The organism is Cuneatibacter sp. NSJ-177, assembly GCF_022867805.1.
Classification (GTDB): domain Bacteria; phylum Bacillota; class Clostridia; order Lachnospirales; family Lachnospiraceae; genus Pseudolachnospira.
Map to the genome: position 1 here is coordinate 695,993 of NZ_JALIFO010000006.1, position 22,084 is coordinate 718,076.

Below are 22,084 nucleotides of genomic sequence, written 5' to 3' on the forward strand. Positions count from 1 at the left end.
GTCAGTGGATGGGGGAATCAGATGGAAGGATATCAGATTGCTTGGGAGATTATTGGACAAGTAAAACAGGTCATACAGGGAAAAGACGCCTGTATTCAAAAGCTTTTGGCTGCGATGCTGGCCGGAGGCCATATTTTGATCGACGATATTCCCGGCGTCGGCAAGACGACCATGGCGTTGGCTTTTGCCGGAGCAATGCGCCTATCATACAGCAGGCTGCAGTTTACCCCGGACGTAATGCCCTCGGACGTGACGGGCTTCTATCTCTATGAGAAGGAGAGAGGACAGTTCCGGTATCAGCCGGGGCCGGTTATGTGCAATCTGTTCTTGGCGGATGAGATCAACCGGACCTCCCCGAAGACCCAGTCGGCGCTGCTGGAAGTGATGGAGGAAGGCCAGGTGACGCTGGAGGGGAAAACCCATCCTGTGCCCAAGCCTTTTACCGTGATTGCCACTCAAAATCCGGTGGGCTCCGCGGGAACGCAGCTTTTGCCGGATTCCCAGCTGGACCGTTTCGCCGTCTGTCTGACCGTCGGGTATCCGTCGCCGGAAAACGAGATTCAGATCCTGAAAGGCCGGCAGCGGGGCAATCCGCTGGAACTGGTGTCTCCGGTGGCGGATGGAAACTCCCTGCTCTATATGCAGCAGCAGGTGGAACGGATTTTTGTGCATGACGCGATTCTAAAATACATTACAGCCCTGTCCGGCGCGACGAGGGAGCATCCCCAGTTGGTGTTGGGGCTGAGTCCAAGAGCGTCTCTGGCTCTCAGCCGGATGGCGAAGGCTTCCGCTTATCTCAGCGGGCGGGACTATGTGCTGCCGGAAGATGTGGCCGCTCTTTTCCCGGATGTGGCGGTTCACCGTCTGCTGCCAAGTCCTCGTGCCAGAGCAGCTCATGTGACGGTGCGCGATATCATGGGGGAGATCTTAAAACAGGTGCCCAGACCGGCGCTGCGGGGGCGGTAAAATCCCCTGGCTTCCGGAGAGCCGGAAGTTCCGGCGGGACAGGGAGGAACATGAAAAATCGGATTGGTTATCTGTTCCTGGTTGCAGGAACCTTTTATTTGCTGGTGATGTATGCTGCAAAAGTTTTTTTGTTATTACTCCTGTTGGAATTGATTTTTCCGCTGTTTCAACTATTTTTTTTGCTGTTGCAGACGGCCGGCCTTCGGATTCGATGGAACGGAGACGGGGAAGAGCTTTCCTTCTGCCTGGAAAATCGGGGGGTGCTTCCGTTTTTAAAACTTTCGGTCCGGACCGTGGTGACGCATCCCTGGAGCGGAACTGTGCGGAAGATACGGAAAAAATTCATTGTGAATGGAAGGAGCAGCCAGGAAGTTTCCTTCCCACCGGGACAGCTTCCCTATGGACGCAGTGAAGTCCAGGTGGAGCATCTGCGGCTTTGGGACTATCTGGGGATTTTTTCTCTTTCCAAACGGGTGAAATTTTGCAAGGAAATCTATCTTCTTCCCGAACCGGTCCCAGTGGAGCTGTCCATCAGTGGAAGAACCTGGTCCTTTCGAACGGACGGTGATACATTTTCCAAGGACAAACCGGGGGAAGACCCGGCGGAAGTCTTCGGCCTGCGGGAGTACCAGCCCGGCGACCGGCTTCAGCGCGTGCACTGGAAACTTTCAGCCCGGTCGGAAGACTGGATGGTGCGGGAGCTCAGCCTGGCGGAGATTCCGCGGGTGCTTTTTCTTTTGGACCTGTACCGGGTTCCGGGGCTGACAGAGGCACAGTGCAGTGCGTTTCTGACGGCTGCTTTTTCCATCAGCCAGGCAATGGCCCTGGAAGGCTGCTGTCATGAATTCGGCTGGTTTGTTCCGGACGAGAATGCCTTTCAACTCGTTCGGATTCAAGAGCCGGAGCAGGTATGGGAAGCGGGAAAACAGTTGATGAAGGCGGATCTTTATGACGCGTCTATGGATCTTTTTGAACTGTGCCGGGCGGAAGGCCGTCTCGCGCGCTATGCCGGGATCCTCAGACTGACGATGGGATTGGAGCTGATCTACGGAGAAACACCGGTGGGGAAGCTGTCCGCAGAGACAATAAAAGAGAGTCTTTCACACTGTGGATTGGAGGTTTAAACGCACGGCTGTTTTGTGGCCGTGCTGCCGGAAAAGAATGGAAAGCAAAAGCATGGCGAACACAGAAAAATGGGACAGATTTTATCAGGCGGCGGAACTGCTCGGTCAGATGGTTTTTCTGGCAGGGCTTATTTCCGGCGTCCTTTTTTTCGGGGCCGAGGAACTGAACCTGCCCTTTCAGGCCGGGCCGCTGGTGGGGGCGATAGCCCTCGCTTCCGCCGCAGCCGTCTTTCTGTGCCGTCTTCCGGCGCCGGGAGGCTTGCTGATGCTTTTGGGTGCCTTGGGAACCGGGTTTTCTCTCTGGGCCTGGTGGGAGCCGGTCTCGATCGGAGCGCGGGCCGCAGTCTCTTCGTGGATCGAATTGTTTAACAGCTATTTTCATCAGTGGAAAGCCGGACCGGACATGCCGGAGCTTGCCGGAATGACGGAGGCAGCCAAGCGGCTGCTTCTCGCGGAGAGCAGTCAGACTTTCCTCGTGATTCTTGCGGTTCTACTACTTTTTTGGAGCGCCTTTTTTCTGATCCGGCTGGGGTCGCTGGTGCTCCCGCATACGTTGATGGCGCTGGAACTATTCTTTATTTTAACGGTTGGAGTGGTGCCCAAAAGCTACGGTGTGCTCTGGTATGGAATCTTGCTTCTTCTTTGGATCTGCGGAGGCGGAAGCAGAGGGCTGCAAAAGAGGGGAAAGTTTTGCCGGTGGCGATGGAGCAGGCCGTCCTTGTCGGCGGCAGTTTTTTCTTTTTTGGCGATGGGGCTGGCGTTTTTGTTATGCGCCGGCCTGCTGATGCCTCGGATGGAATCAGTTCTGGCCGACGGCAGCAGCGGAATGAAAACTTGGATCCGGGCGCGGCTGGAGGAAGCGGCGGACTGGGACGCTTTGTTCGGCAACAGCGCCCGCACCGGCGGCGTAAACGGGGGAGATCTCTCCCGGCAGGGGGACCGGATGGAGTCCGGAAGCGTGGCCCTTTCCGTGACGGTGGACGAAGTGCCGGAGAACGTTTTGTATCTCAAAGCATATGTGGGGAGCGACTATGAGGGGAGTTCCTGGGAAGCGCTGCCGTCCGGTTTACTGGAAGACGAAACCGGACTATCTGCCGAGACCGTCTGGGCGTTTCCGGTGGAGCTGCTGAAAGCCAGGGGAGCTTCTTTCCGCAATATGACCGTAGAACTTTATGATGCTGCCAATCAGTATCTGTACGCTCCCTATGGGGCGGTGTTGCCAGAGGAGATCCGGTACGTCGGCGACCAGTATCTTAGACGCTGGTCCAGCCGGGAAGATTCTTACTCCTACAGTCCGGAATTTTTATCCTTTTCCGGTGGGGCGGAGACGGAGTCAAAGGCGGAGGAGGCTTACGGGGAGTACGTCAGGAACCATTATCTGTCCGCGCCGGATTCCAAAGTCTGGGAGCCTTGGAAATCTTCGAAGGATAGGGGGGCGTCCCTGCCGGACTTGATCGGCGCCGTCCAGGATTATCTGGGGGATCAGGCCGTCTATACTCTGACTCCCGGAAACCTGCCGGAAGAGGAAGATTTTATCGAATATTTCCTGTTTCAAAACAAAAAAGGCTACTGTACTCATTTTGCTTCTGCCGCAACGGTTTTGTTCCGGCTTTGGGATATTCCTGCGCGGTATGTGGAGGGGTATATGGTATCTCCGGATGAATTTCACGATAATGGGGACGGAACCTGGACCGCCTGGGTGACCGATGGGAGCGCCCACGCTTGGACAGAGATCTATCAGGAAGGCGGGATCTGGTTTCCGGTGGAGGCGACGCCGCCTTACTGGAACCCGGAGAATCTGTTTTCCTCCGGTTCAGAACCGGAAGCGCCGGAGGAAGAGCCGGAAACCGAAGCGGTGTCTCTGGAAGCGCCGGAGGAAGAGCCGGAGACCGAAGCATCCGCTCTGCCAGAGCAGGAGAAGGAGACGCAGGCGGAAGAGCCGGAAGAACAAAAACGTATTTCCCCGGAATTTCCTTGGCTTTTGTTTGGAGCAGGGGCCGCCGTAGTGCTGGCGGCAGGTGGAACGGTGGGATGGAAACGGTCGAAGAGAAACAAGAGGCAAATGCGGATGCGGGACCCGAACCGCCGCCTGGCGCTCCTTGCTTTGGGGGAGGAAGCGGAACGGTTCTTATTTGGAGACGCGCAGACCGGGGCTCTGCTGGACTTTGATTTTGCAGAACAAGCCGCAGAAAAGACGGAAGGGATCGGCAGGGAGGAATGGGAAGAATTTTCTCATTTGGTGAAACGGGCACGTTTCAGCCCGCATCCGGTGGAGGAAGAAGAGTATCGGAAAGTACGGGATTTCTATTGGAAGGCCCAGGAACATTTAAAGAAGCCTTGCAATGGATGGACCCGGTTTTGGCGAGAGATCCCTAAAGAAGACCCTGCGCAGCATCGGTGAGTCCGGCTGTTTATCGCTGCTGCGGGTGAGGAGGCGGATTTCATAACGATAAACTGGGACGGGATTCCTTTCAAACACAAGCGGTTGATATTGGCGTGGGAAAATGCACCACTTCTGGTAGAGTCAAGCATTTGAGGGGGTAGTATTATATGAATCTTTCCTTTTAGAACGATGATTTTCATTGACTGTTTGGAAACGAGAGAAATGGTTGCAAATTGTATATGAAATATGATAAAATGAGACAACATAAAGGCGGGAAAAGGATTTGAAAAATTAAATAAAAAATTTGAGAAAAGATATTGACAAAAACAAAACCATCGTGTATACTAAAACCATCAAAAGAAAAAAGAGAAAAAGAGACGTCAAGAGAAAAGGGAATTCCCAATAAGCTTTTGAAATATGAAAGAAGGAGGTACGGACCACCTAAAACGTAAGACTAAGTTCCGCATCAGGCGGGACAGGATGTACGAAAGTACATTTTATATAGATTTCCAAGAGTACTTAACCGCAAAGATTATCGGATGAAGAAAGAACGGTTATGCAGATGGTGGATGAGCAGGTGCGAGCCGATAGAGTCCATGATTTGTGAAAACGACATCCGACCGGAAGTAAGAAGCAGAAAGGGTTGCGGTAAGGAAGCGGAAAGCGAAGAAAATTGAATACGGTTCAGGTCGACAATCACAAAGGAGGATTAGTCCAATGGACGAGACAGTTTAAAAGGCGGATACCGATGGAAATCGATATCCGCCTTTGTCATCATATATGGAGCAAAAATTCCGCTGAGCCCGGTCGCTAAAAGGTTTCTCTGTCTTGGGCGTTCCGCTTATTCCGGATCTGCCTCATCCGCGGGAACCAATTCATCGTATTCTTCTTCGTCCAGGATCTCATCGAACCGGTCAATCACAGCTTCATATTCCTCATCCCCCTCGATACAGCCTAAAACGGGCTGTCCGTCCGGAGTCTCGGAATAGCGGTAGAAGAAGATGTCGCCTTCTTCCTCGTCCTCCCCGTCCGGAAGAAGTGCGATATATTGTCTTCCGTCAACCGGGAAAATTGTCAGGACAGAGCAGACCAGCTGTGTCCCATCGTCCAGTTCCAGAGTCATGACCAGGTCTTCTCCATCGCAGCAGCCGCCGTCACAGCAGCCGCAGTCGCAGTCTTGTCCATTTTCCATCATGTTTGTTTTCCTTTCTGAGTGGGTAGTGTGGTTGAGTTTATCTTTTCCAGCAGAGCCGCCGCGGGCTCGAATCAGACATTAAAGCGGAACAAGATCACATCGCCGTCTTTTACGACATATTCCTTGCCTTCCAGTCCGACAACGCCTTTTTCTTTTGCAGCGGCGTAGGAACCTGCGTCCAAAAGTTCTTGGTAGTTTACCACCTCAGCGCGGATGAATCCTCTCTCAAAATCGGAATGGATCTTCCCGGCGGCCTGAGGGGCTTTGGTGCCCTTTTTGATCGTCCAGGCTCTGGTCTCCTGTTCTCCGGCGGTCAGGTAGCTGATCAGACCCAGCAGATGGTAGCTGGCGGTAATCAGTTTTTCCAATCCGGACTCTTTTAGTCCCAGATCCTCTAAAAACATTTTTTTCTCATCGTCCTCCAGCTCCGCAATCTCTTCCTCAATCTTTGCACAGATGACGAATACCTCGCTGTCCTCACCTGCGGCAAATTCACGGACCTTTTGAACATAGGGGTTGGATGTCCCGTCGTCGGCCAGATCGTCTTCCGTTACGTTGGCGGCGTAGATCACGGGCTTGGCGGTCAGGAGATTCAGGGAGGCGATCCGCTCCGCTTCTTCCTCGTCAGCCGGGACAAGGGTTTTCGCCGGCTTTTCTGCCTCCAGCCATTCTTTGACTTTATTCAAGGTCTCCAATTCGGCGGCGGCCGCTTTGTCGTTCCGGGCGCTTTTTGCGGTCTTAGAGATGCGGCGCTCCAGAATTTCAAGATCCGAGAAGATCAGCTCCAAGTTGATGGTTTCAATGTCCCGGAGCGGGTCAACGCTTCCGTCCACGTGCACCACATTGGAATCTTCAAAGCAGCGGACCACATGAACAATGGCGTCCACTTCCCGGATATTGGAGAGAAACTGATTTCCCAGCCCTTCCCCTTTGCTGGCGCCTTTGACCAGTCCTGCAATGTCGACAAATTCAATGACCGCCGGGGTGATTTTTCGGGACGTGTACATGTTTGCCAGAAGCCCGAGACGAAAATCTGGTACGGTGACGATGCCGATATTCGGGTCAATGGTACAGAACGGATAGTTGGCAGATTCAGCGCCGGCTTTTGTCAGAGAATTAAAGAGCGTGCTCTTCCCGACGTTCGGCAGACCGACGATACCTAGTTTCATATATTTTCCTCCACATTCTGATTCCGGCGGCTGGATTCGACAAAAAAGCGGTCTGGCCGGAATTCGATATTTTCTTGGATTTTGGGCATTCTTTCTATATTATATGCGATATTTAAAAATAACTCAAGTGCGAATTTTGTCGAAACCTCCCGACGCTTTCCTCCTGCTTTTATTTGCATTTTCCCTCGAATTTGGGTACAATAAAGCCAAGCGGCAAAAGAACAGACAGAAAACGACGGGAGAGATTTATGTACCGAAGAGAAGAACTCAGGCAAAAAATCGAAGATAAGAGGAAGGAGCTCAGCGAGACGATCGATCAAGGCGGCAGCGGAGATGACCTGTACCGGCTGAGCGTGGAGCTTGACCAACTGATTGCTCTATATATGGAGGAATAATAGCTCCTTGTCTACAAGCCCTTGTTGCCATGGCATCAGGGCTTATTTTTATGGGGAAAAACCTCGAAAAATCGAATGTTTTCCATTTTTTGCCAGCAGAAAAAAGCCGGGTGGATTTCAAAAAAAGGGTTGCCATTTGAAGAAAAGTTGTTTAGAATAGAGACAAGGTGGTGGAAAGTGGTAGAAAGTAGCGCGAAGTGGTAGAAGAGAGGTGAGTTTCCATGTTCATGGGTGAATACAGCCACACCATAGACGCGAAAGGGCGTCTGATTATTCCCTCCCGGTTTCGGGAAGAGTTGGGGGATAATTTTGTTGTAACCAAAGGGTTGGATGGCTGCCTTTTCGCCTATACCAATGAAGAATGGAAACACTTCGAGGAAAAGCTGCAGGCGATTCCCGTCAGCAATCAAAAGGGACGCCGGTTCGCGCGGTATTTTCTGGCGGGGGCCACTCTTTGTGAAGTGGACAAGCAGGGCCGGATCCTGATTCCGGCGAATCTGCGCGCCGCCGCCGCATTGGAGAAAGACGTCGTTTTGGCCGGTGTCGGCGACCGGGTGGAGATCTGGGACAAGAATAACTGGGCCGAGGCCAACACCTACGATGATATGGACGAAATCGCAGCGAATATGGAAGGATTAGGGATTTAATATGGAATTTCATCACACTTCTGTCCTGCTGGAGCCGTCACTTGATCATCTGGCTGTCCGTCCGGACGGCATTTATGTGGACGGCACTCTGGGAGGGGGAGGACATTCCTTCCACATTGCAGAACGGCTTGCTTCCGGTGGACGGCTGATCGGGATCGATCGGGATGAGGAAGCGATTCGGGCGGCTTCGGAACGGCTTTCGCCTTACCGAGACAGAGTAACGATCGTAAAGGACAACTATGGAAATATTCGGGACGTCTTAAACAGCCTTGAGATCCCCGGCGTGGACGGCATCCTTCTGGACTTGGGGGTATCCTCCCACCAGTTGGATACTGCGGAACGGGGATTTTCTTATATGGCTGATGCGCCCTTGGACATGAGGATGGACCAGGAAGAGCAAAAGACAGCGAGAGATATTGTCAATGAATACAGTGAAGAAGAGCTGTACCGGATGATCCGGGATTACGGAGAAGACCGGTTTGCACGGAGCATTGCCAGGCGAATCACAAAGGAGAGGGAGCAGGAGCCCATTGAGACAACCGGGCAGCTGGTCCACCTGATCGAGCAGGCGATTCCAAGAAAAGTACAAAAGACAGGAGGACACCCGGCGAAGCGGACCTTCCAGGCACTCCGGATTGAACTGAACCGGGAGTTAACAATATTAGATGAAGTCATCGAAACGATGATTGACTGCCTGAATCCAGGCGGCAGACTCTGTATTATTACCTTCCATTCGCTGGAAGACCGGATTGTAAAAGGCCGTTTCCGCACCGCGGAAGATCCCTGCATCTGTCCGAAGAATTTTCCGGTCTGCGTCTGCGGCCGGAAAAGCAAAGGCCGTGTGGTTACCCGGAAGCCGGTTTTGCCGGGCGAACAGGAAATGGAAGAAAATCCGCGGGCGAAAAGTGCAAAACTCCGCGTGTTTGAGAAAACAGAAGAAGACAATTAGGGGGCTGTTGAGAACGGCAGGCGAAGGCGCTGCCGAAAGAGAAGAAGAGAGTGGAGCGGGAAACCGCAGGTAAAAAAGTCCTTTCCATAGAATTTGAGAAAGGCAAGGAGGTTTTTATGGCAAATACGATGAGAAATACGGCGCCGCATCCCAGACCCAGGATGGTGGTAGAGGGGAATACGGTCCGCCGGGAAGAATATATCGAGAGAAAGAAGAAGCAGGAAAAAGAGAAAATTGCCCGGTCCACTCTTCGGAGAAATCGGGAGAAGGCGCTGCAGATCAGTATTCCCTATCTGCTTATGCTGGCAGCGGCAACGGTGGCGGTCGTGGCGATTTGCGTGAGCTATTTAAAAGTGCAGTCCAGCATTACCTCGCATCAGACGGCCATCGGCAAGCTGGAAAGCCAGCTTTCGACGTTGAAAACCAATAACAGCGCGACAGAAAGCAGAATCAATGCGTATGTGGATTTGGATTATATCTATAAAGTGGCGACGGAAGAACTGGGAATGACCTATGCTTCCGACAACCAGGTAATCTACTACGACAAATCAGAAAGCGAGTATGTGCGGCAATATGAAGACATCCCGACCAATTGATGAGAGAAAGGCCAGAAGTAAGAAAAACCGTTGGAAAACGTTCCGAAAATACATGCAGGCGAAGCTGCTGTTTACCTTTGTTGTGGTAGCAGCGGCTTTACTTGCTCTTAGCTTTATTTTGTTTTCCATTTCCGGAAATACGGGAGAAGATTATAAAAAGACTGTTTTGACGCAGCAAAATTACAGCAGCACGGTGCTGCCCTTTAAGCGGGGAACGATCATGGACCGGAACCACACGGTGCTGGCAACCAGCGAACAGGTCTACAATCTGATCCTGGACCCGAAGGTGATCCTGGCGGATGAGCGGGAGAATACGGAGACGACATTGGATGCGCTGGTTCAGTGCTTTGGCTATGACCGCGGCGAGCTTTCCGCCCTCTTGGATGAGAAGGCGGACAAGTCCTATGTCCGCTATGCAAGACAGTTAAGCGCGGACGACAAGACTAAATTTACGACCTACGAAACGGACTTTAACAAAAACGCCAAGAAAAATAAGACGGCGAAGGTGGCGGGCGTCTGGTTCGAACCGGAGTATAAGCGGGTCTATCCTTTCAACACATTGGCCAGCTCGGTTCTTGGCTTCTCTTCCAGTGACAGCAGCCGGGGAAACTGGGGGATTGAGCAGTATTATAACGAGGAGCTGGTGGGCACCAACGGCCGTTCCTATGGTTACATGAATAACGACGGTGATCTGGAACGGGTCACCAAAGAAGCGATCGACGGGAACACAGTGGTGACCACCATCGATTATACGGTTCAGTCCGCGGCGGAGCAGTATATCGCGGAATTTTTAACCGAATACAAGGCGGACAATGTAGGCGTTCTGGTCATGAACCCCAATAACGGCGAGATTTTGGGCATGGCGACCAGCAGTCCTTACGATTTGAATAATCCCGGCGACCTGACCGCCTTCTATGATGAGGCGGCGATCGCAGCCATGGATGACAAGGCAAAAAGCGAGGCTCTGGCCGGGATCTGGAAGAACTTTGCGGTCCAGGACGCCTTTGAGCCGGGCTCCACGGCTAAACCCTTTACGGTTTCGGCGGGACTGGAGGAAAATCTGATTAGCGCGGCCAGCGAATACATCTGCGACGGGGCGGAATCTTTTGGCAGCGGTTCCCATGAGGTGACGGTGAAATGCAATCAGGTTCACGGCCGGGTGAATCTGGAAGAATCCTTAATGTATTCCTGCAACGACGCTATGATGGCAATCGGGCAAACGCTGGGAAATGACATATTCAGCAAATACCTCAGCCAGTTTGGATTTGGAAAGCAGACCGGGATTGATTTGCCGGGTGAATCGCCGGGATTGGTCTACCAGCCGGAAAATATGGGTGTTGTAGACCTTGCAACCAACGCATTCGGCCAGAACTATAACGCGACAATGGTGCAGATGGCCGCCGCCTTTTCCTCAGTCATCAACGGTGGTTCCTACTATATGCCTCATATGGTGAAGCAGGTGTTAAGTCCGGAGGGCGATCTGGTGAAGGACGTGGAGCCGGTTTTGATGCGGGAAACCGTCAGCGAATCCACCTCGGAGTTTATCCGTACGTCTCTCTGGAAGACTGTGCTGGACGGTACGGGAAAAGAGGCCCAGATCGAAGGATACGATGTGGGAGGAAAGACCGGAACCGCACAGAAACAGCCGCGTGAAGATCACAAGTATTTGGTCTCCTTCATGGGTTTTGCCCCGGTCGAACATCCGGAGGTTGTGGTCTATGTCATCGTCGATAATCCGGAAAAACTGAATTTAGCGGAAGGCGAAGAGACAAACGTCAGCGCCAAACTGGCCATTGGAATCGAGAAAAAGGTGATGGAAGCCATCCTGCCGTATCTGAGTATCAGCATGTCCTCCGAGTATATCCCGGAGACCACTGCGGCAGACACGGAACCGGTGACACCGACGGAGCCGGAGACCGATGCCGCAGGAAATACCATCCCGGCATCCGCCAATCCCAGTGATGATGAGCGGGTGCAGGATGACGGAATCCTGAATGATCCTACGGAGAGCGCTGCCGCCTCATCAGAGGAATCTTCCTCGAAAGAGGGGGGGAACGGAGACGGGCCGCAGACGCCGGAGGATGACGGGTCCCAATCCCAGGAAGATCATACGACGGAAGAGGAGTAGGAATAAAAAGCGCTTGTCCTTCATATCATGGATTGACGGGATAAAAGGAGAAGCGTATGATACGAAACCGTGTGGTTCACAAACGGAAGATGCTCTGGGCGTTTCTGATCTGTGCCTTAGGCGTCCTGGGTTTAATCGGGCGCCTGGGGTATCTGATGATTTTCCGCTCGGAGCATTATGGCGTTATGGCGGAGGAACTGCATCAGCGGGAGCGAAACATCAAAGCGGCCCGCGGCACCATCTACGACGCCAAAGGGCAGGTACTGGCGACGAACCGGACGGTTTGCACCGTGTCGGTGATTCACAATCAGATTACGGATGCGGACGAGGTGGTCCGTGTATTGACCGAACAGCTCTCTGTGGATGAGGACAAGGTGCGGAAGGCCGTGGAGAAGTATTCGGCCAGAGAGATCATCAAGACCAACGTGGACAAAACCACCGGCGACGCGATCCGTGCCTGCAACCTGAACGGCGTCAAGGTGGACGAGGATTACAAAAGGTATTACCCCTATGATACCCTGGCGTCTAAGGTCCTTGGCTTTACCGGCAGCGACAACCAGGGGATCGTCGGCCTGGAGGTCATTTATGAAGAATACCTGAAAGGGCTGGACGGCCAGATCCTGACCATGACCGACGCCAAAGGCGTGGAGCTGGATGGGATGGCCGAAGAGCGGGTAGAGCCGATCCCCGGAAATGATCTGGTGGTCAGCTTAGACGCCAATATCCAACAGTACGCGGAGCAGGCGGCCAAAAAGGTGATGGAGGAGAAGAATGCAAAGCAGGTTTCCGTTATCCTGATGAATCCGCAAAATGGAGAGATTCTGGCCATGGTAAACGTGCCGGAGTTCAATCTGAATGATCCGTTTACGCTGAATTACGATCTGACGGAAGAGGTAACTCAGGAGGAAAAGCAGAACCTGCTGAATAAAATGTGGCGGAACGCCTGTATCAACGATACCTACGAGCCGGGATCTACCTTCAAGATTATCACCATGGCGGCGGCTTTGGAGGCGGACGTGGTGAGCCTGAACGACAGTTTTTACTGTCCGGGCTACCGGGTCGTAGAAGACCGGCGCATCCGATGCCACAAGGTCCAGGGGCATGGAGCGGAGAATTTCCTTCAAGGGGCCATGAACTCTTGCAATCCGGTGTTCATCGACGTCGGGCTGCGCCTGGGCGTGGACCGGTACTATTCCTACTTTGAGCAGTTTGGGCTTCTCAAAAAGACCGGGGTGGATCTGCCGGGAGAAGCGGGAACCATCATGCACCAAAAAGAAAATATGGGAGAGGTAGAGCTGGCGACGGTCTCTTTCGGCCAGTCTTTCCAGATCACACCGCTTCAGCTGATTACCACCGCCGCATCGCTGGTAAACGGAGGGCACCGGGTCACCCCGCATTTCGGGGTGAAGGTCGTGGGGAGCGATGGGGAAGTCAGGAAAACCTTTACATATGACGCAGAAGAGTCTATAATTTCAGAGGAGACCAGCGAGACCCTCCGCTATATTCTGGAGAAAGTCGTCTCAGAGGGAACCGGAAAGAAAGCCTACCTGGAAGGCTATACCATCGGCGGAAAAACCGCTACCTCAGAAAAACTACCCCGGCGATCGGGGAAATATATCTCCTCCTTTTTGGGGTTCTCCCCGGCCGAAAATCCACAGGTCATCGGCCTGATCACCATCGACGAGCCGGTGGGAGTCTATTATGGGGGCACGGTAGCCGCGCCGGTGATGGCAGATATATTTTCAAACATCCTGCCGTATCTGGGCATCCAGCCGAATGAAAGTTACGATTCGCAAACGGAATCGTAAAAAAATAATACACTTGGAGTGGAAAAATGAACAAAGATGTGATTGCAGCAGTCCTGATTGCTTTTGGAGTCAGCGCCGTACTTTGTCCGGTGCTGATTCCGTTCCTGAAAAAGCTGAAGTTCGGCCAGCAGGTCCGGGACGACGGGCCTCAGGCTCATCTGAAAAAAGCCGGCACACCGACCATGGGAGGTCTGGCTTTCTTGGCCAGCGTGATTGTGACATCCCTGATCTTTGTGGGGAAATATCCCCGCATTGTGCCGGTTTTGTTTTTGACCGTCGGGTTTGGGATTGTCGGGTTCTTGGATGACTACATAAAAATTGTGATGAAACGGTCGGAGGGACTGAATCCCGTGCAGAAGCTTTTGGGACAGTTAGTGATTACCGGGATCTTTTGCGTTTATATGATCAAGTATTCAGGGCTTGGTACCGTCATTCATATCCCATTCTTGGGAATCGACTGGGATATGGGGTGGCTTTATGTGCCGATGCTTTTCCTTGCGGTTCTGGGCACGGACAACGGCGTCAACTTTACCGACGGGCTGGACGGGCTGTGCACCAGCGTGACCATTCTGGTGGCTACTTTCTTTACCGTGGTGGCCATGGGGGAGGAGAGCGGAATCGCTCCGGTGACGGCCGCGGTCGTCGGCGCTCTATTGGGCTTCTTGCTATTTAATGTTTATCCAGCCAAGGTGTTTATGGGGGATACCGGGTCATTGGCTCTGGGCGGATTTGTCTCGGCCACGGCATTGATGTTGCAGCAGCCCCTTTTAATCCTGCTTGTCGGCTTTATTTATCTGGCGGAGGTGATCTCCGTCATGATTCAGGTGACTTACTTTAAAAAGACCCATGGAAAGCGGTTTTTCCGCATGGCCCCGATTCATCACCACTTTGAACTGGGCGGATGGTCGGAGACCCGCGTGGTTGCCGTATTTTCTATTGTGACGACGATACTTTGCCTGATTGCATACCTGGGTGTTTAACGGACGGAGGAAACAGAGATGAAGATCGAAAAAGCAGTTTTGGTGGCCGGAGCAGGGATCAGCGGAAAAAATGCCTGCCGGCTTTTGCTTGAAAAAGGAGTTAAGGCCGTCCTGTATGATGGAAATACCGGTCTCTCGGAGCCGGAGATCCGAAATGAGCTGGGAAATCCGGATGGATTTTCTGTTGTTCTCGGTGATTTGAAAGCTGAAACTTTGGCGCAGGCGGAGCTTTGTGTGATCAGTCCGGGGATCCCCCTTGACGCTCCCTTTGTCCAATTAATCCAGGCAGCGGGAATTCCGATCTGGAGTGAGGTTGAACTCGCTTATCACGTGGCAAAAGGACGGCTGGTTGCGATCACCGGGACAAACGGAAAGACAACCACGACGGCTCTGACCGGAAAAATCTGTTCGGATTGGCAGTCATCGGTGTTTGTGGTAGGGAATATCGGAAACGCCTACACAAAGGAGGCGTTAAAGACCGCGGAGGAGAGCATCACGGTGGCTGAGGTGAGCAGTTTTCAACTGGAGACCATCGACCAGTTCCATCCGCAGGTCAGCGCGATCTTAAATATCACGCCGGATCATTTGAACCGCCACAAAACCATGGAGAATTACGCGCTGGTGAAGGAAAGTGTAACCAAAAACCAGACGGCGCAGGATGTCTGCGTGCTGAACTATGAAGACGAGCGGCTGCGGGAATTTGGCCGCCAGGCAGCGCCGAGGGTTCTATTTTTCAGCAGCAAGCAGGAGCTTTCCGAGGGAGCTTACCTGGCCGGAGATGAAATTTTTCTTGCTCTAGACGGAAAAAAGACGCTGGTATGCAAGATCCAGGATTTAAACTTGCTCGGAGCGCATAATTATGAAAATGTAATGGCGGCTGTTTTGATTGCCGTGAGTTTACATATCCCGATGGATTCCATTCGGAAAAGCCTGCGGGAATTCCAGGCTGTGGAGCACCGGATCGAGTTTGTGGAGGAGAAGAACGGCGTCGCCTATTACAACGACTCGAAAGGCACCAACACGGATGCTGCGATCCAGGCGATCAAGGCTATGGTGCGCCCGACGGTGCTGATCGGCGGGGGGTACGATAAAGGGGCCGAGTACGACGAGTGGATCAAGGCGGCTTTGCCGAAAACAAAGCATCTGATTTTGCTGGGGGCAACCGCTGAGAAGATCGGGGAGACAGCGGAAAGATATCATATTCCGAAAATTTCCTATGTGGAAAATTTGGAAGAAGCCGTAAGACTTGCGGCGGAATGCGCGGAACCTGGGGACGCCGTGCTGCTCTCGCCGGCCTGTGCCAGCTGGGGGATGTTCCCCAACTATGAGGTACGCGGCCGCATGTTTAAAGACCTGGTTCGGGCTTTGTAAGAGGAAACGGCGCGTGGACGCGTGACAAGGATAGAAAAGGAGCGCCATGGGAAAAGCAAAACAGGCAAACAAAAAGAAAAAGAGCTTTTATGATTACAGTCTGCTGTTTGTAATCATCTTTTTGTCGTGCTTTGGGCTGATTATGATCTACAGCACCAGCTATTACACGGCGCAGTTGAAGCTGGGGGATGGAACCTATTATTTAAGACGGCAGGCGATGATCCTCCTGGGCAGTTTTGCCGTGATGATCTTTATCTCAAAGATTGATTATCACTTTTGGGCCAGGTTTGTGGTGTTTGCCTACCTGGCCTCGGTGATTATGATGGTGCTGGTCAATTTTACCCCCCTGGGGCGGGAGGTTAACGGTAAAAAACGTTGGCTTGGCATCTCCGACAGCATTTCCTTTCAGCCCACGGAATTTGTAAAGATTGCTCTGATTTTGGTTACGGCCTGCGTGATTGTGCGCCTGGTTAAACAGATCGATCACTGGAAAGCTACGTTGATTGTGTTTGGGCTTGCGATTCCTCCGGGACTGTTGGTTTTGATGAATAACCTGAGTTCAGGTATTATTATTTTCGGCATTGTCTTCGTCATGTATTTTGTGGCGAGCAAAAAGAAGCTGCGGTTTGCCCTCTTTGTCGGAGGCTTCCTGGCCCTTGCTTTTTTGGCAATTCCCCTGGGGGAACAGCTGGTGAAGGCAGGCGTGCTCCAGTCCTATCAGCTTGACCGGATCCACGTCTGGCAGAACCCGGAAGCGTTTGCCTCGGAGGGCGGCTTCCAGGTGCTGCAGGGGCTTTACGCCATCGGCTCCGGCGGACTGTTCGGCAAAGGCCTTGGGAACAGTATCCAGAAACTGGGATTTGTGCCGGAAGCGCAGAACGATATGATTTTTTCCATCATCTGTGAGGAACTGGGGCTTTTTGGAGCCGCTTGTCTGATGCTTTTGTTTTTATTTATGCTCCACCGTTTTTTGATTATCGCAAGCAATGCGCCGGATCTTCTGGGAGCGCTGATTGTGACCGGTGCCATGGGTCACATTGCGATTCAGGTAATTTTAAACATCGCGGTGGTGACCAACTCCATTCCCAATACGGGTATCACCTTGCCGTTTATCAGTTACGGAGGAACTTCACTTTTGTTCTTGATGGCCGAAATGGGGCTTGTATTGGGCGTTTCCAATCAGATTACATTGGAAACGCTGTAAAGAGATTGGCTTGTTTCTTTCTTAAGAGGAACGTCGGACGGGATTCTTGCATAGGATGATATATATTCTCCTTAGGGAGGGAATTTTTTGTCCGGGATAGGAATCGAGGGCGGCTGTCGTTTGACAGGGGAAATGGAGATACAGGGCTCAAAAAATGCGGTGCTACCGGTTTTGGCGGCATCCATTTTACATTCCGGCGTGACGGTGTTCACCCACGTGCCGGATATCGCGGATGTCCGTGCGAGCCTTGAGATATTGGAACTGTTAGGGGCCCGAACGGAGTTTCGGGATCACTTTCTTTGGATCGACGCTTCCGAAGCAGGACCCAGCGAAATCCCAAAGGAACTGGGGGAACGGATGCGTTCTTCCGTGTTGTTTCTGGGACCGCTGCTGGCCCGGTTTGGGGAAGGGGCTTTGTACCGCCCAGGAGGCTGCGCGATCGGAAAAAGGCCGGTGGACTACCATCTGACCGGACTGACGAGACTGGGGGCGGAGCTGTCCTGCGAGGGAGAGCGGATTCTGGCGTCGGCCAGGCATCTGACCGGATGCAGCGTTACTCTGCCTTATCCCAGCGTCGGGGCCACGGAGCAGCTGCTCCTTGCCGCCTGCGGCGCAAACGGGCCGACCCGGATTTTAGGGGCGGCCAGGGAGCCGGAAATCGTCACACTCTGCCGGTATCTGAAAATGGCAGGCGCCCAGATCGATGGGGAGGGCAGTACGGAAATCGTGGTTCACGGGTTTCGCCCGGTTGCGAGGGAAATCCGATTTCAGATTCCCGGTGACCGGATTGCAGCAGGCTCTTATCTGGCCGCTGCTGCCGTTACCGGAGGGCGGATCCATGTGGAGGGGATTCATCCCAGCCACCTCTGGTCAACCATCTGCGGATTTCGCCAAATGGGATGCGATTTAAGGCTGGACCCGGAAGGGATTTTTTTGTCGGCTCCGGAACGGTTAACCGCGCTGCCGTTTCTTTCAACGGATCCTTACCCTGCCTTTCCCACGGATATGCAGTCGGCATTCCTCGCCATGATGTCGCTGGCCGACGGCGAGAGCGTGATGGAAGAAAATGTTTTTGAGAAAAGACTGACCATGGCAAAAGAGCTGAACCGCATGGGTGCAAACATTGAGGTTGAAGGAAAACGCGCAAGATGTACGGGAGTGGAACGTTTGCACGGCGCCGAGTTACAGGGGGCGGACCTGCGCAGCGGCGCGGGACTGATCGCGGCAGCTCTGGCTGCGGACGGAGTCAGCACGGTGAACGGCTTTGAGCATGTGGAACGCGGCTATGAAAATATGGTGGAAATTTTAAAATCGCTGGGAGCGAAGGTTTGGAAAATAACGGAGTGACGGAATGAAAAAAAAACTGACGAGAAAGGGAAAGATCGGAATAGCTGTCATTGTGGCGGGGGTCGTGTTCCTAGCGGCCCTTTTGTCCGTGCAGGTAAAGACTGTGTCAATTACCGGCAATGAGTACTACAGCCAGGACGAGCTGGAAGCCCTTCTTTTTCCCGGACGGATGGACAAGAGTCCGCTGGTGATTTGGATTCGTCAAAAACTCGGTAAAAATCCGCCGGTACCGTTTGTGGAGAAGTATACGGTGAATTTAACCGGCCTTGCCAGCGCGGAAGTCATGCTCTATGAGAAAAGCATGATCGGATATGTGGAGTTTATGGGAAGCTATCTGTATTTTGATAAGGACGGCATGATCGTGGAGAGCGCTACAGAGCGCTACGGCACGCTGCCGAAAGTGTCCGGATTGGATTTTGATTACGCGGTGCTTCACCAGACTCTGCCGGTGAAAGATCCGGGGGTGTTTGCGGAGATTCTTCAGATTTCCCAGTATCTGGAGGGCAAAGAAGTGGTCTGGGGAGAGGAGACCGTCTCCCTGGGCGTGATTCTCGATCAGATCGGTTTTGACGGGAACGGCGATATCACCTGCGGTTTCGGTGATATCAAAGTGAGACTCGGCGGGAAAGAGCTTTTGGAGGGGAAACTTCGGGAGATGAAGGATATTCTTCCGCAGCTGTACGGAAGAGCGGGTACGTTATACCTGGATACCTATGACGAGAATGAGTCGGACCCCAGCTATATTTTTAAGTAGCAAGACCAGAAGGGCCCGGCTGGAAAATGCGGAAAAACTACCGTTTTCTTTCCTTTTCGAGCTGGAAGCTTAAGAAAAATTTATGAAAAAAACTAAAGGATAGCACTTGATTATTTTCTGGAAATCAAATATAGTATAAGGTACGAGTATATGAGTTTTGGACAAGAGAATGAAGTTGCAAGGAGGATATAGAGTTGCTGGAAATAAAGATTAACGAGTCCGAGAGCGCGGCGAAGATTATCGTGGTAGGTGTCGGTGGCGCCGGAAATAACGCGGTCAATCGGATGGTCGATGGAAATATTGAAGGCGTAGAATTCATTGGCATCAATACAGACAGACAAGCCTTGCAGATGTGCAAAGCCCCCACGGCGATCCAGATCGGCGAGAAGCTGACCAAGGGGCTTGGCGCCGGAGCGCAGCCGGAGATCGGCATGAAGGCCGCCGAGGAGAGTGAAGAAGAGCTGGCATCCGCCCTGAAAGGCGCGGATATGGTTTTCGTTACCTGCGGAATGGGTGGCGGGACTGGCACGGGCGCAGCCCCGGTGATTGCCCGGATCGCAAAGGATATGGGCATCCTGACGGTAGGCGTTGTGACCAAGCCGTTTCGTTTCGAGGCCAAGGTACGGATGCAGAACGCGATGGAGGGAATCGAACATCTGAAGGACAACGTGGACACGTTGATCGTTATTCCCAATGACAAACTGCTGGAGATCGTAGATCGCCGCACCACTATGCCGGAGGCCCTGAAAAAAGCCGATGAGGTTTTACAGCAGGCGGTCCAGGGCATCACGGACCTGATCAATGTCCCCGGCTTGATCAATCTGGACTTTGCCGACGTGCAGACTGTCATGACCGACAAGGGTATCGCCCACATCGGCATCGGCAAGGCGAAGGGCGACGACAAGGCCATCGAAGCCGTGAAGCAGGCTGTATCCAGCCCGCTTTTGGAGACTACGATCCAGGGCGCTTCCCATGTGATTATCAATGTTTCCGGCGATATCGGCCTGATGGAGGCCAACGAGGCGGCTACCTTTGTTCAGGAGCTGGCCGGAGATACCGCGAATATTATCTTTGGTGCAATGTACGACGAGACGGTTCAGGACGAGGCTACCATTACGGTGATTGCCACCGGCCTGATCGACAAAAACCTGGACGAGCCGGTGAAAAAGCCTGCCGCTGCGGCGGCTCCCGCAAAGCCTTCCTTTAAGGCGACCGCGCCGGTGATGAAGAACCTGACCAAGCCGGAGGGGGAGACCGCTGTCTCCGCGTCGGAAGAAGAAAAGCCTCTGCCCCATACCTTTATTCCGAGAAAGCCGATCAAGGCTCCGGAAGCCAGCGTAGAAGTGAAGAGCATCAATATCCCCGACTTCCTGAAAAGATAACATGAATCATGAGAAACCGCTGTTCCAAAAAAGGAACGGCGGTTTTTTCTGATTTCGGTCTCTGTCGAATTTTCCCGATAAAAAACACCGTTTTGCCGTGCTTTTTTGACAAACTCCGCGGCCCGTTTCCGTTACAATAAACCCATGCACTACACAGTCTATTTGGATTTGCTGTTTCTCGTAAATTTCACCGTGGATTTGTGGATTCTGCTGCTGGAACAAAAGCTGCTTCGGTTTTCTGCTTCAGGCTTCCGCCTGGCGCTCGGCGCAGCGTTTGGGAGCGGCTGGGTCTGTTTCCTCGTCCTGGTACCTCTGCCGCCGTTTTGGGAGCAAGCGCTTTCGTTTGTGGTGGCGGCCGCAGGAATCCAGTGGGTGACGTTTTCGATACATAGCGGGAAAACCATGGCGAAATCTGTCGCGGTTTTCTATTTTTTCGCCTTTTTATTCGGAGGGATCTTTTCTGCGGTTGCGGAGCGGACGGGAGGCGTACCGGCCTCTCTCTTGATTTCCGGCGGCAGCCTGATCGGATTTGCTTTGCTCATCGGCGTTTCCTGGTTCCAGGAGCGGCGGCGTGCAGAGGTGATTTCGGTTGAGCTGACCTGGAATGGAGTAACCCTATCGGTGAAAGGGCTGGTGGATACGGGAAACGGGCTCTATACGAAGGAAGGAAAGCCGGTTCATGTGTTGGATGCCTCGGCAGCATCCCCCTGGAAACGGTTTCCGCTGGACGGGGTAGTCTGGGTTCCTTACCGAAGCGTCGGGAAGGAAAATGGATTGCTGCCCGCCATTGTAGCCGATACCATGCGTCTTCGAGGAGGGCGCGTCGTGTCGCGGCCCGTCGTCGCATTTTCCAAATATCCTGTGAGTGAGAACAACCGATACCAAATTTTAATCCATTCACAGGAGGCTTTGCCATGAACGTAGATACCGCTGCTTCGAAATCCCCGTTTTCTTTTTCTCTGATATCCGGCTTTCGCAGACTGCTGATGCAGTCTCAGGGAGAAATTCATTATATTGGAGGGAGTGATATCCTACCGCCTCCTCTGTCGGCGGAGCGCGAGGCGGAGGCGATCGACGGTCTCACGGCCGGGGAAGAAGCAGCGAAGTCTCTTTTGATTGAGCACAATCTGCGGCTTGTGGTTTACATAGCAAAAAAATTCGACAACACGGGAGTGGGTGTGGAGGATTTGATTTCCATCGGAACGATCGGTCTGATCAAGGCCGTCAATACCTATAATCCGGTGAAAAAGATCAAGCTCGCCACCTACGCCTCCCGCTGTATTGAAAATGAGATTCTGATGTATCTGCGGAAGAACAATAAGACCAGGCTGGAGGTTTCCATCGACGAGCCTTTGAACGTGGATTGGGATGGGAACGAACTGCTTCTGTCCGATATTCTTGGTACGGATGAGGATGTGATCACCCGCGATATGGAGGACGAAGTGGAAAAGAGGCTTTTGAAGAACGCCATCTCCACGCTGACCGCCAGAGAACGGACCATTATTGAGCTTCGGTTTGGGCTGGAGAAAGAGGACGGCGACGAAATGACGCAGAAAGAAGTGGCGGATCTGTTGGGGATCTCCCAGTCTTATATCTCCCGTCTGGAAAAGAAAATTATAAAGAGGCTGAAAAAAGAAATTGTCCGGTTTGAGTAACGCCGGGGCTCTCTCTGAGGAGGGGGCCTTT

Annotated in this window: 19 protein-coding genes; 17 read left to right on the plus strand and 2 right to left on the minus strand. The window is 52.8% G+C overall.

Annotated features, from left to right (window positions below; genetic code table 11):
* Positions 1-21: 21 nt before the first annotated feature.
* The 3 genes from MUB23_RS11155 to MUB23_RS11165 are packed head-to-tail and all read left to right on the plus strand — an operon-like array spanning position 22 to position 4,491.
* Positions 22-966, plus strand: coding sequence for an AAA family ATPase (locus MUB23_RS11155; RefSeq protein WP_244801186.1), 945 nt, complete (start codon positions 22-24; stop codon positions 964-966).
* 50 nt (positions 967-1,016) lie between these two features.
* Positions 1,017-2,090, plus strand: coding sequence for a DUF58 domain-containing protein (locus MUB23_RS11160; RefSeq protein ID WP_244800560.1), 1,074 nt, complete (start codon positions 1,017-1,019; stop codon positions 2,088-2,090).
* A 52-nt stretch (positions 2,091-2,142) separates the two neighbouring features.
* Positions 2,143-4,491: a transglutaminase family protein gene (locus MUB23_RS11165; protein ID WP_244800561.1), complete on the plus strand. Its 2,349-nt coding sequence runs from the start codon at positions 2,143-2,145 to the stop codon at positions 4,489-4,491.
* A gap of 823 nt (positions 4,492-5,314) precedes the next feature.
* Here the strand turns inward: MUB23_RS11165 and MUB23_RS11170 are convergent.
* Together MUB23_RS11170 and ychF are read right to left on the minus strand one after the other, a co-directional pair.
* A complete protein-coding gene (locus MUB23_RS11170) occupies positions 5,315-5,668 on the minus strand; it encodes a DUF1292 domain-containing protein (RefSeq protein ID WP_330641860.1) in 354 nt (117 codons plus the stop codon).
* A gap of 71 nt (positions 5,669-5,739) precedes the next feature.
* Positions 5,740-6,837, minus strand: coding sequence for a redox-regulated ATPase YchF (gene ychF, locus MUB23_RS11175; protein WP_244800562.1), 1,098 nt, complete (start codon positions 6,835-6,837; stop codon positions 5,740-5,742).
* 248 nt (positions 6,838-7,085) lie between these two features.
* Between ychF and MUB23_RS11180 the strand changes: the two genes are divergently transcribed.
* From MUB23_RS11180 to sigE, 14 genes are all read left to right on the plus strand, one after another.
* Positions 7,086-7,232, plus strand: coding sequence for an aspartyl-phosphate phosphatase Spo0E family protein (locus tag MUB23_RS11180; protein WP_244800563.1), 147 nt, complete (start codon positions 7,086-7,088; stop codon positions 7,230-7,232).
* A 221-nt stretch (positions 7,233-7,453) separates the two neighbouring features.
* Positions 7,454-7,879, plus strand: coding sequence for a division/cell wall cluster transcriptional repressor MraZ (gene mraZ, locus MUB23_RS11185; RefSeq protein WP_244800564.1), 426 nt, complete (start codon positions 7,454-7,456; stop codon positions 7,877-7,879).
* A gap of 1 nt (position 7,880) precedes the next feature.
* Positions 7,881-8,828 carry a 16S rRNA (cytosine(1402)-N(4))-methyltransferase RsmH gene (gene rsmH, locus MUB23_RS11190; protein WP_244800565.1) on the plus strand — a complete coding sequence of 316 codons (948 nt, stop codon included), beginning with the start codon at positions 7,881-7,883 and terminating at the stop codon, positions 8,826-8,828.
* Positions 8,829-8,944: 116 nt separating this feature from the next.
* Complete coding sequence (locus MUB23_RS11195; RefSeq protein ID WP_244800566.1) at positions 8,945-9,424, plus strand: cell division protein FtsL; 480 nt, start codon at positions 8,945-8,947, stop codon at positions 9,422-9,424.
* The gene (locus MUB23_RS11200; RefSeq protein WP_244800567.1) at positions 9,390-11,552 is read left to right on the plus strand and encodes a peptidoglycan D,D-transpeptidase FtsI family protein; all 2,163 of its coding nucleotides are present in this window, start codon (positions 9,390-9,392) and stop codon (positions 11,550-11,552) included. Before MUB23_RS11195 ends, MUB23_RS11200 begins: the two co-directional genes overlap by 35 nt.
* 89 nt (positions 11,553-11,641) lie before the next feature.
* Positions 11,642-13,360, plus strand: a complete 1,719-nt coding sequence (locus MUB23_RS11205) for a peptidoglycan D,D-transpeptidase FtsI family protein (RefSeq protein ID WP_442874112.1) — start codon at positions 11,642-11,644, stop codon at positions 13,358-13,360.
* Positions 13,361-13,386: 26 nt separating this feature from the next.
* Positions 13,387-14,340, plus strand: a complete 954-nt coding sequence (gene mraY, locus MUB23_RS11210) for a phospho-N-acetylmuramoyl-pentapeptide-transferase (protein ID WP_244800569.1) — start codon at positions 13,387-13,389, stop codon at positions 14,338-14,340.
* Between the two features lie 18 nt (positions 14,341-14,358).
* On the plus strand, positions 14,359-15,711 hold the full coding sequence (gene murD, locus MUB23_RS11215; protein ID WP_244800570.1) for a UDP-N-acetylmuramoyl-L-alanine--D-glutamate ligase: 1,353 nt from the start codon (positions 14,359-14,361) through the stop codon (positions 15,709-15,711).
* A 46-nt stretch (positions 15,712-15,757) separates the two neighbouring features.
* Entirely contained in the window at positions 15,758-16,915 is a 1,158-nt protein-coding gene (locus tag MUB23_RS11220) for an FtsW/RodA/SpoVE family cell cycle protein (RefSeq protein ID WP_244800571.1), read from the plus strand.
* 87 nt (positions 16,916-17,002) lie between these two features.
* Positions 17,003-18,262, plus strand: coding sequence for a UDP-N-acetylglucosamine 1-carboxyvinyltransferase (murA, locus tag MUB23_RS11225; protein WP_244800572.1), 1,260 nt, complete (start codon positions 17,003-17,005; stop codon positions 18,260-18,262).
* Positions 18,263-18,266: 4 nt separating this feature from the next.
* Entirely contained in the window at positions 18,267-19,016 is a 750-nt protein-coding gene (locus MUB23_RS11230; protein WP_244800573.1) for a cell division protein FtsQ/DivIB, read from the plus strand.
* A gap of 194 nt (positions 19,017-19,210) precedes the next feature.
* The gene (gene ftsZ, locus MUB23_RS11235) at positions 19,211-20,398 is read left to right on the plus strand and encodes a cell division protein FtsZ (RefSeq protein WP_244800574.1); all 1,188 of its coding nucleotides are present in this window, start codon (positions 19,211-19,213) and stop codon (positions 20,396-20,398) included.
* Positions 20,399-20,542: 144 nt separating this feature from the next.
* A complete protein-coding gene (locus MUB23_RS11240; protein WP_244800575.1) occupies positions 20,543-21,316 on the plus strand; it encodes a sigma-E processing peptidase SpoIIGA in 774 nt (257 codons plus the stop codon).
* Positions 21,313-22,053: an RNA polymerase sporulation sigma factor SigE gene (sigE, locus tag MUB23_RS11245; protein WP_244800576.1), complete on the plus strand. Its 741-nt coding sequence runs from the start codon at positions 21,313-21,315 to the stop codon at positions 22,051-22,053. Before MUB23_RS11240 ends, sigE begins: the two co-directional genes overlap by 4 nt.
* Positions 22,054-22,084 lie beyond the last annotated feature (31 nt).

Coding starts and splice junctions, on each gene's coding strand:
- MUB23_RS11155 (WP_244801186.1), top strand. CDS start 22: ATGGAAGGATATCAGATTGCTTGGGAGATTATTGGACAAGTAAAACAG.
- MUB23_RS11160 (WP_244800560.1), top strand. CDS start 1,017: ATGAAAAATCGGATTGGTTATCTGTTCCTGGTTGCAGGAACCTTTTAT.
- MUB23_RS11165 (WP_244800561.1), top strand. CDS start 2,143: ATGGCGAACACAGAAAAATGGGACAGATTTTATCAGGCGGCGGAACTG.
- MUB23_RS11170 (WP_330641860.1), bottom strand. CDS start 5,668: ATGATGGAAAATGGACAAGACTGCGACTGCGGCTGCTGTGACGGCGGC.
- ychF (WP_244800562.1), bottom strand. CDS start 6,837: ATGAAACTAGGTATCGTCGGTCTGCCGAACGTCGGGAAGAGCACGCTC.
- MUB23_RS11180 (WP_244800563.1), top strand. CDS start 7,086: ATGTACCGAAGAGAAGAACTCAGGCAAAAAATCGAAGATAAGAGGAAG.
- mraZ (WP_244800564.1), top strand. CDS start 7,454: ATGTTCATGGGTGAATACAGCCACACCATAGACGCGAAAGGGCGTCTG.
- rsmH (WP_244800565.1), top strand. CDS start 7,881: ATGGAATTTCATCACACTTCTGTCCTGCTGGAGCCGTCACTTGATCAT.
- MUB23_RS11195 (WP_244800566.1), top strand. CDS start 8,945: ATGGCAAATACGATGAGAAATACGGCGCCGCATCCCAGACCCAGGATG.
- MUB23_RS11200 (WP_244800567.1), top strand. CDS start 9,390: ATGTGCGGCAATATGAAGACATCCCGACCAATTGATGAGAGAAAGGCC.
- MUB23_RS11205 (WP_442874112.1), top strand. CDS start 11,642: ATGCTCTGGGCGTTTCTGATCTGTGCCTTAGGCGTCCTGGGTTTAATC.
- mraY (WP_244800569.1), top strand. CDS start 13,387: ATGAACAAAGATGTGATTGCAGCAGTCCTGATTGCTTTTGGAGTCAGC.
- murD (WP_244800570.1), top strand. CDS start 14,359: ATGAAGATCGAAAAAGCAGTTTTGGTGGCCGGAGCAGGGATCAGCGGA.
- MUB23_RS11220 (WP_244800571.1), top strand. CDS start 15,758: ATGGGAAAAGCAAAACAGGCAAACAAAAAGAAAAAGAGCTTTTATGAT.
- MUB23_RS11230 (WP_244800573.1), top strand. CDS start 18,267: ATGAAAAAAAAACTGACGAGAAAGGGAAAGATCGGAATAGCTGTCATT.
- MUB23_RS11240 (WP_244800575.1), top strand. CDS start 20,543: ATGCACTACACAGTCTATTTGGATTTGCTGTTTCTCGTAAATTTCACC.
- sigE (WP_244800576.1), top strand. CDS start 21,313: ATGAACGTAGATACCGCTGCTTCGAAATCCCCGTTTTCTTTTTCTCTG.